The sequence below is a fragment of the Nonomuraea longicatena genome, assembly GCF_039525605.1.
GTDB lineage: Bacteria > Actinomycetota > Actinomycetes > Streptosporangiales > Streptosporangiaceae > Nonomuraea > Nonomuraea longicatena.
The window spans coordinates 52,545-67,721 of record NZ_BAAAHQ010000015.1 but is presented as its reverse complement, the minus strand read 5'-3'; the positions used below and the strand labels follow the sequence as shown (position 1 = coordinate 67,721).

Here is a 15,177-nt window from a genome sequence, read left to right as displayed (position 1 = left end):
GGCGCCGGGCCTGGCGGCGGCCCAGGTGGCGGTGACCGCCGTGCTCGCCGCCGCGCCCGTCGCCGCCGCGCTGCTGACCGCCTCCGTCATCGACGCCGTCGTGGACGGGCGGCCGTGGGCCCAGGTCCTGCCGCTGGTCGCGGCCCTCGCGGCGGCGGGTGTCGCGGGTGCCGCCTGCTCGGCCGCCGCCCGCTACCTGTCGGCGGAGAGCGAACGCAGGATCGCGCTGCTTACCCGGGAGCGGCTGCACCGCGCCGTCGGCTCCTTCTCCGGGCTGCGGCCGTTCGAGACGCCGGAGTTCCGCGACCGGCTGCGCCTGGCCCAGGACTCCAGCCTGATGGCGGCGGGCTCGCTCACCCAGAGCGCGACCGGGATGACCCGCACGGTGCTCACCGGCTTGGGCTTCATCGGGTCGCTGGCCGCCGTCAGCCCGGTCGTGGCCGGGGTGGCGGTGGCCGCCGCCGTCCCCGCCGTACTGGCGGAAAGAGCGCTCAACCGCCGCAGGGCCGCCATGATGTGGCAGGTCAGCCCGGCCCTGCGGCGCGATCTGTTCTACGCGCAGCTGCAGCTCGACCTGCGCGCCGCCAAGGAGATCCGGCTGTTCGCCACCGGCCCGTTCCTGCTCGGCCGCATGCTGGCCGAGCGCCGAGGCGCCGACGCCGCCGAGCGGACGCGCGACCTGCGGGAGAGCTGGGCGCAAGGCGCGCTCGCCGCCCTGTCGGCGCTGCTCGTGGGCGGCGGGCTGGTGTGGGCGGTGGCGGCGGCGCTGTGCGGGCAGCTCACCCCGGGGCAGCTCACGCTGTTCGCCGCCGCCATGGCGGCGGTCCAGGCGGGCCTGGCCCAGCTCGTGGCCGAGTACTCCCAGGTGCAGCGCTCGCTGCTGCTGTTCGGCCACTACCTGGACGTGCTGGCCATGGACGACGACCTGCCCAGGGGGCGGCTGCCCGCGCCGCCGCTGCGGCACGGGATCGAGCTGCGCGACGTGTGGTTCCGCTACTCGCCCGAGCATCCGTGGGTGCTGCGCGGCGTCTCGCTCTTCCTCCCGTACGGCCGGGCCGTCGCACTCGTCGGCGCGAACGGCGAGGGCAAGTCCACCGTGGTCAAGCTGCTGTGCCGCTTCTACGACCCCACCCTCGGCCGGATCCTGTGGGACGGCCGCGACCTGCGCGAGTTCACCCCCGAGTCGCTGCGCGCCCGGATCGGCGCCGTCTTCCAGGACTTCATGGAGTACGACCTGACCGCCGGCGAGAACATCGCCCTGGGCGACCTGAGCGCCCTCGGCGACGAGCCCCGGCTGGCGCGCGCCGCCCGCCTGGCCGAGGTGGACGAGGTGGTCGCCGGGCTGCCGCAGGGCTACGACACGCTGCTCAGCCGCCTGTTCGAGGACCCGGACGGCCCGGGGACGCTGCTGTCCGGCGGCCAGTGGCAGCGGCTGGCGCTGGCCAGGGCGCTGGTCCGCGAGGGGCGCGACCTGCTGGTCCTCGACGAGCCCAGCGCGGGCCTCGACGCCGCCGCCGAGCACCGGGTCCACACGACGCTGCGCGAGCACCGCGCGGGCTGGACGAGCCTGCTCGTCTCCCACCGTCTCGGCACGGTCAGGGGCGCCGACCACATCGTCGTCCTCGACGGCGGCGCCGTGGCGGAGGAGGGAGATCACGAGGCGCTGATGGCGGCGGGCGGGCGCTACGCCCAACTTTTCACACTGCAGGCCGCCGACTACCGGAGTGTGACACCGTGACCTACCTGGCGCTGGGCTGCACCGCGCTGCTCGCCTTCGTCTTCGCCGCCTCGGCCCTGGGCAAGATCCGGTCGCCGGGCGAGTTCCGGGCGTCGCTGCCGCGCCTGGTGCCCGTACCGGCCGCGCTGGCAGGCCCGCTGGCGGGGGCCGTCATCGCAGTGGAGGGCCTGACCGCCCTCCTCCTCGCGCTCCCTGTCACTCGCCCGGCCGGGCTGTGGCTGGCCCTGGCGCTCACGCTGGCGTTCTGCGGGGTCGTCGAGCACGCCGTACGGCAGGGCGCCGGCATCCCCTGCCGCTGCTTCGGCGCTTCCTCCGCCCCGCTGGGCCGCCGCCACCTGGTGCGCAACGGCGTCCTCGCGGCCTCGGCGCTCACCGCCCTGCTGACCGGCGGGGCGCGGGGCGCCGACCCGGCCGGGGTGGCCGTCGCGCTCGCGGGGGCGGCCTGCGCGGCGCTGCTCGTCGTGCGTTTCGACGACGTGGTGGAGCTGTTCGCGTGAGTACCGGATGTATGGCGGCCTCCGAGAGCATCTGTCTCGTCCGTCCATCCCGTTGCGAGAAGGGACATCGATGACGAAACTGATCGAGCGGCTGAGCGACCGCATGCTCTCCACGGTGGTGCCGCAGGTCGAAGCCGAGGCGCTGATGTGCGAATGCGCCGGTCCGTGCCTCGACCGGCCTGGCTGGAACCACAAGTACTGCATGGTCAGCGGCATCTGGCGCTACTGGGGCTGCAACTGCTGAGCCCGGAGACCGGACGCGCCGCGACGCCCCCATGCGGCGCGTCCTTCCGGTCCGCTCCGACCTGCGAGGTGAACCGTGCTCGTCGTACTGATTTCGCCGCTCGTCCTGGTGGCCGTGCTGGTCGTGTGGGCGCGGTGGTCGCTGCTCGTGGTGACCGTACGGGGGCCGAGCATGGAACCCACCCTGCGTGACGGCGACCGCCTGCTCGTGCGCCGTCGGCCACTGGCCCGGGTGGCGGTCGGCGAGCTGGTCGTGCTCGCCCATCCGGCCGGGCCCGACGCCGCCTTCCACCCGGCTCCCACGGGGGCGAACCGGGGGGCGCCGACGATCCACTCTGTGAAACGCCTCGCCGGCAAACCGGGCGACCGGGTGCCCGGTTCGCCGGGAGAGGTCGTGCCCGCAGGGCGGCTCTGGCTGCTCGGCGACAATCCGGGGTTCAGCGCCGACTCCCGGGTGCTGGGCTCCTTCTCCGCCGACGATCTGGTCGGCACGGTGACACGCGCGCTCGGCTGAGCGGTCTGGGGAGACCGCCTCAGCCGGACCCGTCGGGAGACCGTCCGGCTCGGCGGCCAGGGGACCGCCGAGCCGCACCAGGGTCGGGAGAGCGCCGCCCTGCCCGGCGGTTCAGGAGACGAACAGTTCTTCCCGCGCCTGGTCGAGGGCGGCCAGGACCGCTCCCCTGAGCACGGGGTTGCCCTCGACCGTCGTGGTCACCACTTCCGGACGGATCGGGCAGATGCGCGCCACGGCCTCCTCGACGCGCTCGGTCAGCGCGGACCCGCCCGCCTTGCACACCTCTCCGGCCAGCACCACGCGGCCCGGGTCGAGGACCACGCACACGGCGGCCACGCCCAGCGCCAGTCTGCGGGCGATCTCGTCCAGGAACGGCTCGCCGAGTTCGCCCGCCGCGAGCGCGGCGCCGACGTACTCGTCGGGCTCGGAGTCGGCGAAGCCGTACCCCTTGGCGACCCCGGCCACGGCCTCGGCGCTGACCAGGGACTGCAGGCCGCCCGCGAGCGACGGCAGCCGGCCGGGCTCGTCCCTGACGTCCTCCGGCAGGGGGACGCCGGGGACGGGCAGGTAGCCGATCTCGCCGGCGCTGCCGGTGCGGCCCCGGTGCAGCTTGCCGTCCAGGACGATGGCCAGGCCGATGCCCCGGTCGGCCCACAGCAGGACGAAGTCGTCGAGGCCGCGCGCGGCGCCGTCGGCCCGCTCGGCGACGGCGGCGAGGTTGACGTCGTTCTCGATCGTCACATCGCGCTTGAGGTCTCTGGCCAGGGCCTGCTGGATGCCCTCGTGCCAGGCGGGCAGGTCGAAGGAGAAGTGCACGTCGCCGCTGCGCGGGTCCACCACGCCCGGGGTGCCGATGACCACGCCGCGCAGCTTGGCCAGGCTGACCCTGGCGGTGCGGCACGCCTTGACGACGGCGCTGTGGACGACCGACACCGGGTCTCCGGCGTCGGGCGTGACGGTGACCTCGGCGAGGGTGCGGCCGTGTATGTCGGCGATGGCCGTGGAGACGGTCTCGGGGCCGATCTGGAGGCCGGCGACGTAGGCGGAGTTGGAGACCACGGAGTAGAGCGCGGCGTTGGGACCCCGGCCGCCCGCCTGGACGCCGACGACCTCGACCAGGCCGCGTTCCTCCAGCCGGGCCAGCGTCTGGGAGGCGGTGACCTTGGACAGGCCGGTCTGGTCGCCGATCTGCCCCCGGGTCATCGGCCCCTCGGCGAGCAGGAGCTCCAGGGCAGCCCGGTCATTGATCTCCCGTAGCAGCCGGGGTACTCCAGGACGACGCTCCACGCTCGTATCCCAACGTCAAATCGTTAAGGTTGCTGAGAGTTTAGCGCTCTTGCCCTGGGGCCAGGATGGACCTGCTGATCGCGTCGGGCGACCCTCCCGGCCGACCCTCCGACCGGCCCGTCGCGCATCGGCGACGTGCTCGTCAGCCCTGGCCTGAGCGTCGTGTCGGCTTCCGTACCCCCGACTGCCATACTCCGATCACCTGCCCGTTGTGGCGCTCTTGCGCCTGACCATGGGTGACCAGGGGGGATAATCGACAACATGCGCCTTTCCGCTCGTGTCGACTACGCCCTTCGCGCCGCCGCCGAACTCGCCGCGGCCGGTGCCGGCCCCACCACCGTGGGTGAACTCGCCAAAGAGCAGGATATGCCGCCCAAATACCTGGAAAACATCCTGCTGCAGATGCGCCGGGCCGGGCTCGTACGCGGGCAGCGCGGCCCCGAGGGCGGCTACGTCCTCGCCCGCCCGGCCGGTGAGATCTCGCTGGCCGACGTGATCAGGGCCGTCGACGGCCCGCTGGCCAACGTACGCGGCGAGCGGCCCGAGCACGTACCCTACCGAGGTCCCGCCGAGTCGTTGCAGGCCGTCTGGATCGCGTTGCGGGCGACCGAGCGGGCGATCCTGGAGGAGGTCACGCTGGAGCAGGTGGCCACCGGCGAACTCCCCGAAAGCGTCCGCAACCTCGCGGCCGACCCTGCCGCCTGGGACTGATTCACGGCGAGGCGGCGACCGATCGCCCGGCCTCCTCGCGGCGGGCCAGGCGTGCCGCGGTCCAGAAGAGCGCCAGCGCGATCACCTCGACCACCGCGGACCCCGCCGGGAGCACGCCCGGCCCCGCTGCCTCCAGCAGCAGCCCGCCCGCCGCGCCGCCCAGCGACACGCCCACGTACACCGCGCTGCTGTTGAGGGCCAGCGCCTGCGGCCCCGCCGATCCAGCGAGCGCGAGCAGCCGGGTCTGCGCGGGCGGGGGGATCCACCACGAGACGGCCGCCCACAGCGCCAGCAGCGGCAGCAGCGCGAGCAGCGGCATCGGCCGCAGCCACCACAGCCCCGTGAACAGCGCCATGACGGCCGTGAACCCGGCGACCCCCGCCAGCAGCGCCCGATCGGCCCCCCACCCGTCGGCGGCGCGTCCGCCGAGCTGACCGCCGACCAGCCCGGCGACACCGGCCAGCACGAACACCCAGCCGAGCGCCGTCGCCCCGACCCCCGCGAGGTCGCGCAGGAACGGCGCCAGGTACGTCAGGAGCATCATGCTGCCCATGACGATCGCGACGATGCCGAGCAGCCCCAGCAGCACCCGCGCGCGGGCGAGCGGCGCGATCCGCTCCCGGATGGGCATGGCGGGCGCCGCAGGCGGGTCGGGCAGCGTCACCCGGATCGCGATCAACGCGATCAGCCCGAGCGCGCCGCCGAGCACGAACGTGGCCTGCCAGCCGAAGGCGCCGCCGACCCACGTGCCGAGCGGCACACCGAAGGCGAGCGAGCCTGTCAGCCCGCCCATGACCAGCGCCAGGTACCTGCCCGCGCGGCCTTCCGGCGCGAGCGCGGTCGCGATGGCGTACGCGGCGGGCACGACGGCGGCGGCCGCCAGCGCGGCGACCACCCGCAGCGCCATGAGCAGCGCGTAGGAGTCGGTGAGGGCGGCCGCCCAGTTGGCGGCGACGAACAGCAGCAGCGCCCCGGTCAGCAGCCTCCGGCGCGACCAGGTGGCCGTCGTCACGGAGGCGAACGGCGCGCCGATCGCGAAGGCCAGCGAGAACACGGTGACGAGCTGGCCCGCCGCCGCCTCGCTCACCCCGGTGTCGGCCGCGATGGCGGGCAGCACTCCGGCGATCACGTAGTCGTCGGTGGCGAAGGCGAACGCGGTGAACATGAGCGCGAACAACCACGCGGGCATGACTCTCCCCAGATAGAGGTAACACTCGTTACCCATATAAGGTAACGGGTGTTACCCCCATGCCGTCAAAGAGAATGAGAAGATGGCAAGGACACCGGACCCCGAACGCCGCACCGAGCTGCTCGACCAGATCGTCGACTACCTCGCCGAACACGGCCTGGCGACCCTGTCCATGCGGCCGCTGGCCGAGCACCTCGGCAAGTCCACGCGGGTGCTCACCCACCACTTCGCCGACAAGCGTGAACTGCTGTCGGCCACCATGATCCGCCTCGACGAACGCCACCGCGCCTGGCTGCGCAGCCTGCCCGGCTGGGACGGCGCCGACAGCGTCGGCACCATCGTCCGCCGCACCTGGGACTGGCAACTGCGTGAGGAGAATCTGCCGATCGCCCGCCTCATCCACGAGATCGAGGGCCTCGCGGCAGGCGGCCAGCTGCCCGGACCCGTGCCCAGGCTGCTGTCGGAGCGCTCCGGCTTCGTCGCCGGGCTCCTTCGCGAACGCGGCGTCCCCGAACCGGACGCGCTGCGCCTGTCCACGCTCGCCAACTCGGCCTACACGGGCCTGCAGCTCGACCTGCTCATCACCGGCGAGCGCGACCGCGTCGAAGCCGCGCTCGACCAGCTCACCGGGCTCATCGACACGTGGGTGGGCGAGTATGCCGGAGGGTGACGCCGTCTACCGCACCGCCGCGCGGCTGCGCGAGGCGCTCGACGGCCGGGTGCTGACGCGCACCGACTTCCGCGTGCCGCGCCACGCCACCTCCGACCTGTCCGGGCGCACGGTCCTCACCACGGTGTCGTACGGCAAGCACCTGCTCACCCGCGTGGCGGGCGGCCCGATCGTCCACACCCACCTGCGCATGGACGGAAGCTGGCGGATCCTGCCCTCCGGCAGGCGCCCGCCACCGGGCGACCAGGTACGGCTGATCCTGGCCAACGCCGAATGGCAGGCGGTCGGCCTGAAGCTGGGCGCGGTGGACCTGGTGAGCGACGAGAGCGAGGTCATCGGGCACCTGGGCCCGGATCTGCTGAGTGAGGAGTGGGAGGCGGCCGGGGCGGCGGCGGAGGCGGTACGGCGGCTGCGTGAACGGCCGGAGCGCACGATCGGGGAGGCGCTGCTGGACCAGCGCGCGCTCGCGGGCCTGGGAACCGTCTACCGCGCGGAGACGCTTTTCCTGCGCGGCCTGTGGCCGTGGCGCCGGGTGGGTGAGATCGAGGAGCTGGAGGACTTGGTCACGCTCGCGCGACGGCTGCTGCGAGCGAACCTCCGGTATGCGGGCACGGTGACGACAGGTGATCGCCGTCCCGGTAGCCAGACCTGGGTCTACGGCAGGGCGGGGCGGCCGTGCCGGCGATGCGGCAGGCGCATCAGCCGTGGAGAGATGGGGGCACACGCACAGGAACGGCTGATCCTGTGGTGTGAGAACTGCCAGCCGCGCTAGGCGGCCACCATGTCCTTCACCTCGGGGAACTCGGAGATCGAACCGGGTACGGTCTCCGCGAGCGGCAGGCGCTCGTGATCGGGGACGTCTGCCAGCACCGGCGCGGCCTGGAGTTCGGCCAGCGCGAACTGGTCGGACACCTCGCGCAGCACCTGCGACAGGGGAACGCCCAGCGCTCCGCAGATCGAGGCGAGCAGCTCGGAGGAGGCCTCCTTCTGACCGCGTTCGACCTCGGACAGGTAGCCGAGCGAGACACGCGCGAGCGTGGACACCTCACGAAGGGTGCGACCCTGACGCACCCGCAGCCGCCGCAGCACGTCGCCGAGCAGCTGACGCAGCAGAATCATCTGTCGCTCCCTCCCCGGCGCGGATGTCGGCACCACGCCACGCGCGATCGGACTCTTCTTCTTCGCTTCGTACATACTCCTCGCCGTCATCATCGGGCGTCGCCGCCGGGTCGCTCGTCGCTCGTCAGGCCCTCCGGCCGGGCGCTCGGGGCTTGCTGTTGGCTCTCGGACCTCACTCACAGCTCCACCGTACCCGTAGACACCGACACCGCGTCAGACCGTGCCTGGCATGTTCGCTGGGGACGTAACGCGGTAATCACCCGAAATGTTCCCCCACGGCCGCCTTCAGGACACCCGCCAGAAGCTCGACGGCCGCCTCGGCCGTCGCCCGGCGGATCTCCTCCCGCGACCCGGCCAGCAGCAGGTCACGCCGCCATACCCGGCCGCCGGGCCCCCACACCGCCACGTGGACGGTGCCGACCGCGCGGCCGTCCTGCGGGTCCGGTCCGGCCACGCCGGTGACCGCGAGACCGTAGTCGGCGCCGCACACCCGCGCCGCACCGGCCGCCATCGCCGCCGCCACCTCCGGGTGCACCGCACCCTCGCGGCGCAGCAGTTCAGGCGGCACTCCCAGCAGGTCGTGCTTCAGATCCGTCGAATAGGCGATCAGGCCGCCCCTGAACGCCCGGGACGCGCCGGGGACCTCGGTGATCGTCGCGCCGATCAGGCCGCCCGTCAGCGACTCGGCCACGGCCAGCGTGGCGCTGTGGCGTACGAGGAGGTCGAGCGCCTGCGCCGCACTCCGGGCGCTCATCGGCCGCGCGCCCTCCTGGCCACCCGGCGCAGCCGGACGGCGCGGATCACGTAGTCGGCACCGGTGCCTACCGTGACCAGGACGGCGGCGCCCATGACCGCCCACCGCACCGGGTCGGGCACCCCCGGCAGGATGTACAGCCCGATCGCGGCGATCTGCAGCACCGTCTTGACCTTGCCACCGTAGCTCGCGGGGATGACCGCGTGGCGCAGCAGCAGCAGCCGCAGCAGCGTGATGCCGAGCTCGCGGCCCAGGATCACCAGCGTGACCCACCACGGCAGCTCGCCCAGCAGCGACAGGCTCACCAGCGCCGCACCCGTCAGCGCCTTGTCGGCGATCGGGTCGGCGATCTTGCCGAAGTCGGTGATGAGCCCGTAGCGCCGGGCCAGCTCGCCGTCGAGATGGTCGGTGATCGAGGCCAGTGCGAACACCCCGAGCGCCGCCAGCCGCCAGCCGGTGCCGGGGAAGAACAGACAGATGACGAAGAAGGGGACGAGCGCCAACCGGAGGACCGTGAGGACGTTGGCGATGTTCCACGGGCTCACCACGCGGCGCTCGTCCCTCGTCATGGAGAGGCCTTGATGCGCGCGATCAGGTCGACCCCCTCGGCGTCGACCGCGATCGCGCGCACGATCTGCCCGGGCACCAGGCCGATGCCCTGCACCGTCACCGACCCGTCGACCTCGGGGCCCTGGTGCGCCGCGCGCCCCTCGTAGCCGCCGTCGCCGAGGTCCTCCTCGATGAGGACGTCGAGTTCGGTGCCGATGCGCTCCTCGGCGCGCTGGGCGGTGAGCTCCTCCGCGAGTTCGGTGAGCACGCGCACGCGCTCGTCGACGACCTCCTGCTGCAGCTTGCCCGGCAGCGTGGCGGCCTCGGTGCCGTCCTCGTCGGAGTAGCCGAACACGCCGATGACGTCGAGCCTGGCCTCCTGCAGGAAGCCGACCAGCTCGGCGAACTCGGCGTCGGTCTCGCCGGGGAAGCCCACGATGAAGTTGGAGCGCACGCCCGCCTCCGGCGCCTTGGCCCGGATGCCGTCGAGCAGGTCGAGGAAGCGCCTCGGGTCGCCGAAGCGGCGCATCCGGCGCAGCACCGTGCCGCTGGCGTGCTGGAAGGACAGGTCGAAGTACGGCGCGACGCCCTCGGTGCCCGCGATCACGTCGAGCAGGCCGGGACGCAGCTCGGCCGGCTGCAGGTAGCTGACCCGCACCCGCTCGACGCCCTCGGTCGCGGCCAGCCTCGGCAGCAGCTTCTCCAGGGCGCGCAGGTCGCCCAGGTCCTTGCCGTACGACGTGGAGTTCTCGCTGACCAGGACGAGCTCGCGCACGCCCCGATGGGCCAGCCAGTCGGCCTCGGCCACGAGTTCCTCGGGGTCGCGCGAGACGTAGGCGCCCCGGAAGGCCGGGATCGCGCAGAACGAGCAGCGGCGGTCGCAGCCGGAGGCGAGCTTCAGCGAGGCGACCGGACTCTCGTCGAGCCGCTTGCGCAGCACGCGCGGGCCGCTGGCGGGCGCGAGACCCGCTGGCAGCTCCCCGTGGCCGGGGATCGCCGCCTTCGCGGCGGACCGTTCGACCGGGGAGATCGGCAGCAGTGTGCGGCGGTCGCGCGGTGTGTGCGGCTTGAGCGACTTGCCCGCGAGCACGTCGTCGAGGCGGTCGCCGATCTCGGTGTAGTCGTCGAAGGAGATGACCGCGCTCGCCTCGGGCAGCGCCTCGGCGAGCTCGTTGCCGTAGCGCTCGGCCATACAGCCGGCCGCGACGACCTTTGCGCCGGAGTCGGCCGCGGCCAGCAACGTGTCGATCGAGTCCTTCTTCGCCGAATCGATGAAACCGCACGTGTTGACGACGACCACGTCGGGGTCGTCTTCGCCCAGCCGCCATCCGGCAGCCTCAATGCGCGCGGCGAGCTCCTCGGAGTCGACCTCGTTGCGCGCGCAACCCAGGGTGATCAGCGATACGGACTTTGACATGGTGAACACTACGGTATCGGGAGTTGGCCACTACCTTCACCGTGGCCTCGGCACTGAAGGCCCGAACGAGCGCCGCACCATCTCCCCCGAGCTGCCGGGCCGGCCCAGGTACTTGCCGTTGACCTGCAGCGAGACCGCTCCGCCGTCCGCGATGAGAAGCTTCACCTGCGAGGCCGCCTGCCACGTCGAGCTCTTGCCCGCCACCAGTGTCCCGGCGAACAGTTTGCGGCCCTCGGCATCACGCACGTTCACATACGACGAGCGCGTGGCCTTGATCCGTACGGTCACCAGATCCTTGCGCGCCACCGTCGACTGCTGGCTGCGGCGCTTGGGCTCGGTGTACGGGGTGTTGGGCGGCACGCTCGGCACCGAGGTGGCCATCGGCTTGACGTCGGAGGGCGCCTCCCCTCCGCCCATCACCCTGACCACCCCGAACACCACCACGATGGCCAGGGCGACGCCCAGCGCCATCGTCCAGTTGGGGCTGCGCCGCTCGCGCAGCTTGACCTTGCGGTCGGCCTGGAAGACCGTGGCCGCCCGCACCGGCAGCGGCACGCCCCCGTGCTGCTCCTCGTACAGATGGGCCATGGCCTCCGGATCGAGGCCCACCGCCCGTGCGATCGCCTTGACGTGCCCTCTGGCGTAGAAGTCTCCTCCGCACATGGAGAAGTCGTCCCGCTCGATCGCGTAGATGAGGGCCTCGCGTATGCACGTGATCGCGCTCAGCTGGCCGACCGTCAGCCCGGTCGCCCTCCTGGCCGCCGCCAGTGTGGATCCGATGCTCTGTTCCTGCACGGCAAACGCCTCCCCCGTCCCGACGTTGCGTAGTGGTCCATATTCAACCAGTAATCATCGGGAGGAGGAGCATTGGGATTACTCGCCGCGCAGGTCGGCCAGCAAACCTGGTAGGTCGTCGGGTTTCACCATTACTTCGCGCGCTTTGGATCCCTCGCTCGGTCCGACCACGTTCCTGCTCTCCAGCAGGTCCATGAGCCGGCCCGCCTTGGCGAAGCCGACGCGCAGCTTGCGCTGGAGCATCGAGGTGGAGCCGAACTGGGTGGTGACGATCAGCTCGGCCGCCTGCAGCAGCAGGTCGAGGTCGTCGCCGATGTCCTCGTCGATCTCCCTCTTGACCGGCGCGGCGGAGACGTCCTCGCGGTACTCCGCCTGCATCTGCGTCTTACAGTGTGCGACGATCTCCGCTATCTCCTTCTCGCCGACGAAGGCGTTCTGGATGCGGATCGGCTTGCTCGCGCCCATCGGCAGGAACAGCGCGTCGCCCTGGCCGACGAGCTTGTCGGCGCCGGGCTGGTCGAGGATGACGCGGGAGTCGGTCAGCGAGGAGACCGCGAAGGCGAGCCTGGACGGCACGTTGGCCTTGATCAGGCCGGTCACGACGTCCACGGACGGGCGCTGGGTGGCGATCACCAGGTGGATGCCCGCCGCGCGGGCCAGCTGGGTGATCCGTACGACGGAGTCCTCGACGTCCCTGGGGGCGACCATCATGAGGTCGGCCAGCTCGTCGACGATCACCAGCAGGTACGGGTACGGCTGGTAGACGCGCTCGCTGCCGGGCGGCGGCTGCAGCTTGCCCGCGCGCACGGCCTTGTTGAACTCGTCCACGTGCCGGAAGCCGCTGGCGGCCAGGTCGTCGTAGCGGCGGTCCATCTCGCCCACGACCCATTCGAGGGCTTCGGCGGCCTTCTTGGGGTTGGTGATGATGGGGGTGATCAGGTGGGGGATGCCCTCGTACACGCTGAGTTCGACGCGTTTGGGGTCCACGAGCACCATGCGCACCTCGTCGGGGGTGGCGCGCATGAGGATGCTGGTGATGAGACCGTTGACGCAGACGGACTTGCCCGCGCCGGTGGCGCCCGCGATGAGCAGGTGGGGCATCTTGGCGAGGTTGGCCACGATGGTGCGGCCCTCGACGTCCTTGCCGAGCCCGACGATCATCGGGTGCTGGTCGGCCTGCGCCACCTGCGAGCGCAGCACGTCGCCGAGCGAGACCAGGTCCTTGTCCGCGTTGGGGATCTCGACGCCGATGGCGCTCTTGCCGGGGATCGGGCTGAGGATCCGAACATCAGCCGATTTAACGGCATAAGCGATGTTCTTGGTGAGGGCGGTGACCTTCTCCACCTTCACCGCCGGACCCAGTTCGATCTCGTACCTGGTCACCGTGGGGCCCCGGGTGAAGCCCATCACCTGGGCGTCGATGGTGAACTGCTCCAGCACGCTGGTCAGCGCGTTGACCACCACCGTGTTGGCCTTCGTCTGCGGCTTGGGCGCGCTGCCCTGCTTCAACGTCAGCAGGTCGGGCAGCACGTACGGCCCCGCCTGCGGCGACAGGACGAGCTGCTCGACCTTGCGCGGCGCGGGCGACGGCTGCGGCGGCTCCGGCTGCTTGCGCCGCTCGGCCGAGGCCGCCTCCTCCTCGTCCGTCAGCCCCGGCACGATCTCCGGCGAGTGGTCGGCCCGCTTCTCGCCGTCGGCCAGCACCGGCGTGTCGTACGGCTTCACCGAGTCGGTCACGTCCCGCTCGGCGGACTTCTTGCCCGTCCTGGCCCGCTTCTTGGCGGGCTCGCCCGGCCGCGCGGGCGCCTGGCGGGTGAACAGCATGTGCTTCAGCTCCGCCAGCCGTTCGGGGATGCGGTGCACCGGCGTCGCGGTGATCACCAGCACCCCGAAGCCCGACAGCAGCAGAAGCAGCGGGATCGTGATGAACGCCGGCAGGATGCTGGCGGGGGGCGCGGAGACGATGAACCCGATGATGCCGCCGGCGCCCGACACCTTGTCCATGCCGTCGTTCTCGGTGCCCGACGGGTACGGGACGCCGTTGGCCACGTGGACGATGCCGAGCACGCCGATCAGCAGCGCGCTCCAGCCGATCACCATGCGGCCGGTGTCGGCGTTCTGGTCGGGGTGGCGCAGGAACCGCCAGGCCAGCAGGCCGAGCAGCAACGGCAGCGCCCAGGCCAGCGAGCCGAACACGCTCTTCACGACCGTGTTGACCACGTCGGGGACCGTACCGGCGCTCTCCCGCCAGGTCATGGCGGCCAGCACGATCGCGCCGGCGAGGACCGCGAGGCCCACGCCGTCGCGGCGGTGGGCCGGGTCGAGGTCGCGGGCGCTGCTGCCGAGTGCCCGCGCGGCGCCGCCGATCCCGTTGGCCAGGAGCATCCACAGGCCGACGACCAGCTTGCCGATCATCGTGAAGACCCAGCTGATGGGGTCCTGGTGGGTCACGGGCTTACGGGAGCCGCTCTTTCCCCTGGCTGGGGGCCTGCTTCCCGACTTTCCCGAAGCCGCCGGACGTTTCGCCGCAGTGCTGCGGGACGAGGCCGACCGCTTCGCCGGCCCATTCGATGCGCTTTTCGGCGTACGGGTGGCCATGATGCCAAAGGGTACGACGAGGCCCCTGCGAAACGCACAGAGGCACGCCGGGCGGCGCCGGATCCGATTACCCGGGCAGGTCGCTCAGATCCCACACGCGCACGCGTGAGTCCTGCCCGGCGGTGAGCGCGACCGGGCGGCCGTCCAGGGTGGTGATGGCAGCGTGGTAGACCTGGCCCCGATGCCCGGTCAGCGGCTCGCCGATCGGCTTTCCGGCCCCCAGGTCCCACAGGCGGACGACCCCGCCCTCGCAGCCGGTCACCGCGATCGAGCGGCCCCCGACGACGGCTGCGTCCAAGGCGAAGATCCGCCTCTGGTGGTCGGTCTCGATCTTCGACAACAGGCCACCCGAGACGAGCTCCCGCACATACAGGGTGCCCGGTTTGTCCTCGGCCGCCACGACGACGGGCGTGTCGCCGACACGGGACAGCGCGACGCCCCTGACGCTGCCCTTCTCCACCTCGAAACCGGTGAGGAGTTCGGCGCGGCGAAGGTCCCACACCCCGACGATCCCGGCCAGGCACCCGGACACGGCCAGCGGGCCGCCGTCGTACTCGCCGGCCGCCAGCGCCGTGATGCCGTCGCCGTGGTGACGCGGCAGTCGCACCGGCGGTGCCTGGGGCTCCAACGGCCAGATGCTCAGGAAGGGCGCGCTGTTGGGGCAGGCGAGGAAGATCGGCCGACCGTCGAGCCAGGCCGCCGCGGTGTTCCAGACATCCCCTCTCAGGGCGGTCCTGCGGACCACGGCCCCGGTCACCGCGTCCCACACGGCCAGCGGCGTGTGCTCGCCGCCGCCTGCCACGAGCACCCGGCCATCGTGCACGACGGCCGCCAGCGAGCCCACCTCGATCTCCCCGTCGAAATCGGGGTGGTCCCCGTCGTCAGGCGAGGCGATGTAAGCCTCGCCGTTCCACAGATAGGGCTCGCGGAGGGGCGAGGTGGTCCACCGGTCGGCGACCGGGTCCCACACGTCGACGGTGTCCGTGAGCGCGCACAGGACGAGCGGACCGCCGTCAGCCTCGACCACCTGGAAGTCCTTGATGGTACCTCGGCGCTCGGAGGACGCCTTCACCAGTCGATCAGTCATGGGCGGCGA

16 protein-coding genes are annotated in these 15,177 nt (G+C 72.1%); 7 read left to right on the top strand and 9 right to left on the bottom strand.

The features are described from left to right. The 4 genes from ABD120_RS15870 to ABD120_RS15855 form a co-directional block, all read left to right on the top strand. The coding region (locus ABD120_RS15870) for an ABC transporter ATP-binding protein (protein WP_343950647.1) at window positions 1-1,738 on the top strand (1,738 nt) is incomplete at its 5' end. Continuing rightward, window positions 1,735-2,235: a MauE/DoxX family redox-associated membrane protein gene (locus ABD120_RS15865; RefSeq protein ID WP_343950646.1), complete on the top strand. Its 501-nt coding sequence runs from the start codon at window positions 1,735-1,737 to the stop codon at window positions 2,233-2,235. The genes ABD120_RS15870 and ABD120_RS15865, both read left to right, overlap by 4 nt. Before the next feature lie 70 nt (window positions 2,236-2,305). Further along, on the top strand, window positions 2,306-2,479 hold the full coding sequence (locus ABD120_RS15860; RefSeq protein ID WP_343950645.1) for a hypothetical protein: 174 nt from the start codon (window positions 2,306-2,308) through the stop codon (window positions 2,477-2,479). Window positions 2,480-2,554: 75 nt separating this feature from the next. Continuing rightward, on the top strand, window positions 2,555-2,992 hold the full coding sequence (locus ABD120_RS15855) for a S26 family signal peptidase (protein WP_343950644.1): 438 nt from the start codon (window positions 2,555-2,557) through the stop codon (window positions 2,990-2,992). A 111-nt stretch (window positions 2,993-3,103) separates the two neighbouring features. On the opposite strand, the gene ABD120_RS15850 is transcribed toward ABD120_RS15855, so the two are convergent. Continuing rightward, entirely contained in the window at window positions 3,104-4,279 is a 1,176-nt protein-coding gene (locus ABD120_RS15850; protein WP_343950643.1) for an ROK family transcriptional regulator, read from the bottom strand. A gap of 261 nt (window positions 4,280-4,540) precedes the next feature. Here ABD120_RS15850 and ABD120_RS15845 point away from each other — a divergent pair, with 261 nt between their 5' ends. Continuing rightward, window positions 4,541-4,990 (top strand): RrF2 family transcriptional regulator, encoded by a 450-nt coding sequence (locus ABD120_RS15845; protein ID WP_343950642.1) that lies wholly within the window; start codon window positions 4,541-4,543, stop codon window positions 4,988-4,990. 1 nt (window position 4,991) lies between these two features. On the opposite strand, the gene ABD120_RS15840 is transcribed toward ABD120_RS15845, so the two are convergent. Beyond that, window positions 4,992-6,179, bottom strand: coding sequence for an MFS transporter (locus ABD120_RS15840; RefSeq protein ID WP_343950641.1), 1,188 nt, complete (start codon window positions 6,177-6,179; stop codon window positions 4,992-4,994). A gap of 82 nt (window positions 6,180-6,261) precedes the next feature. Between ABD120_RS15840 and ABD120_RS15835 the strand changes: the two genes are divergently transcribed. Continuing rightward, the gene (locus ABD120_RS15835; protein WP_343950640.1) at window positions 6,262-6,849 is read left to right on the top strand and encodes a TetR/AcrR family transcriptional regulator; all 588 of its coding nucleotides are present in this window, start codon (window positions 6,262-6,264) and stop codon (window positions 6,847-6,849) included. Beyond that, a complete protein-coding gene (locus ABD120_RS15830) occupies window positions 6,836-7,621 on the top strand; it encodes a DNA-formamidopyrimidine glycosylase family protein (protein WP_343950639.1) in 786 nt (261 codons plus the stop codon). Before ABD120_RS15835 ends, ABD120_RS15830 begins: the two co-directional genes overlap by 14 nt. Here ABD120_RS15830 and ABD120_RS15825 read toward each other — a convergent pair. The 7 genes from ABD120_RS15825 to ABD120_RS15795 all read right to left on the bottom strand — a co-directional run bounded on the left by ABD120_RS15825 (window position 7,618) and on the right by ABD120_RS15795 (window position 15,168). After that, window positions 7,618-7,968: a helix-turn-helix domain-containing protein gene (locus ABD120_RS15825; RefSeq protein ID WP_343950638.1), complete on the bottom strand. Its 351-nt coding sequence runs from the start codon at window positions 7,966-7,968 to the stop codon at window positions 7,618-7,620. The two genes, ABD120_RS15830 and ABD120_RS15825, sit on opposite strands and share 4 nt — an antisense overlap. Window positions 7,969-8,224: 256 nt before the next feature. Continuing rightward, a complete protein-coding gene (locus ABD120_RS15820; RefSeq protein WP_343950637.1) occupies window positions 8,225-8,722 on the bottom strand; it encodes a CinA family protein in 498 nt (165 codons plus the stop codon). Further along, window positions 8,719-9,291: a CDP-diacylglycerol--glycerol-3-phosphate 3-phosphatidyltransferase gene (gene pgsA, locus ABD120_RS15815; RefSeq protein ID WP_343950636.1), complete on the bottom strand. Its 573-nt coding sequence runs from the start codon at window positions 9,289-9,291 to the stop codon at window positions 8,719-8,721. Before pgsA ends, ABD120_RS15820 begins: the two co-directional genes overlap by 4 nt. Next, the gene (gene rimO / locus ABD120_RS15810) at window positions 9,288-10,688 is read right to left on the bottom strand and encodes a 30S ribosomal protein S12 methylthiotransferase RimO (RefSeq protein ID WP_343950635.1); all 1,401 of its coding nucleotides are present in this window, start codon (window positions 10,686-10,688) and stop codon (window positions 9,288-9,290) included. Before rimO ends, pgsA begins: the two co-directional genes overlap by 4 nt. Window positions 10,689-10,724: 36 nt before the next feature. Beyond that, window positions 10,725-11,483, bottom strand: a complete 759-nt coding sequence (locus ABD120_RS15805; RefSeq protein WP_343950634.1) for a helix-turn-helix domain-containing protein — start codon at window positions 11,481-11,483, stop codon at window positions 10,725-10,727. Window positions 11,484-11,561: 78 nt separating this feature from the next. Continuing rightward, window positions 11,562-14,081, bottom strand: coding sequence for a DNA translocase FtsK (locus ABD120_RS15800; RefSeq protein ID WP_343950633.1), 2,520 nt, complete (start codon window positions 14,079-14,081; stop codon window positions 11,562-11,564). Window positions 14,082-14,148: 67 nt separating this feature from the next. Continuing rightward, window positions 14,149-15,168 (bottom strand): WD40 repeat domain-containing protein, encoded by a 1,020-nt coding sequence (locus tag ABD120_RS15795; protein ID WP_343950632.1) that lies wholly within the window; start codon window positions 15,166-15,168, stop codon window positions 14,149-14,151. Window positions 15,169-15,177: the final 9 nt, after the last annotated feature.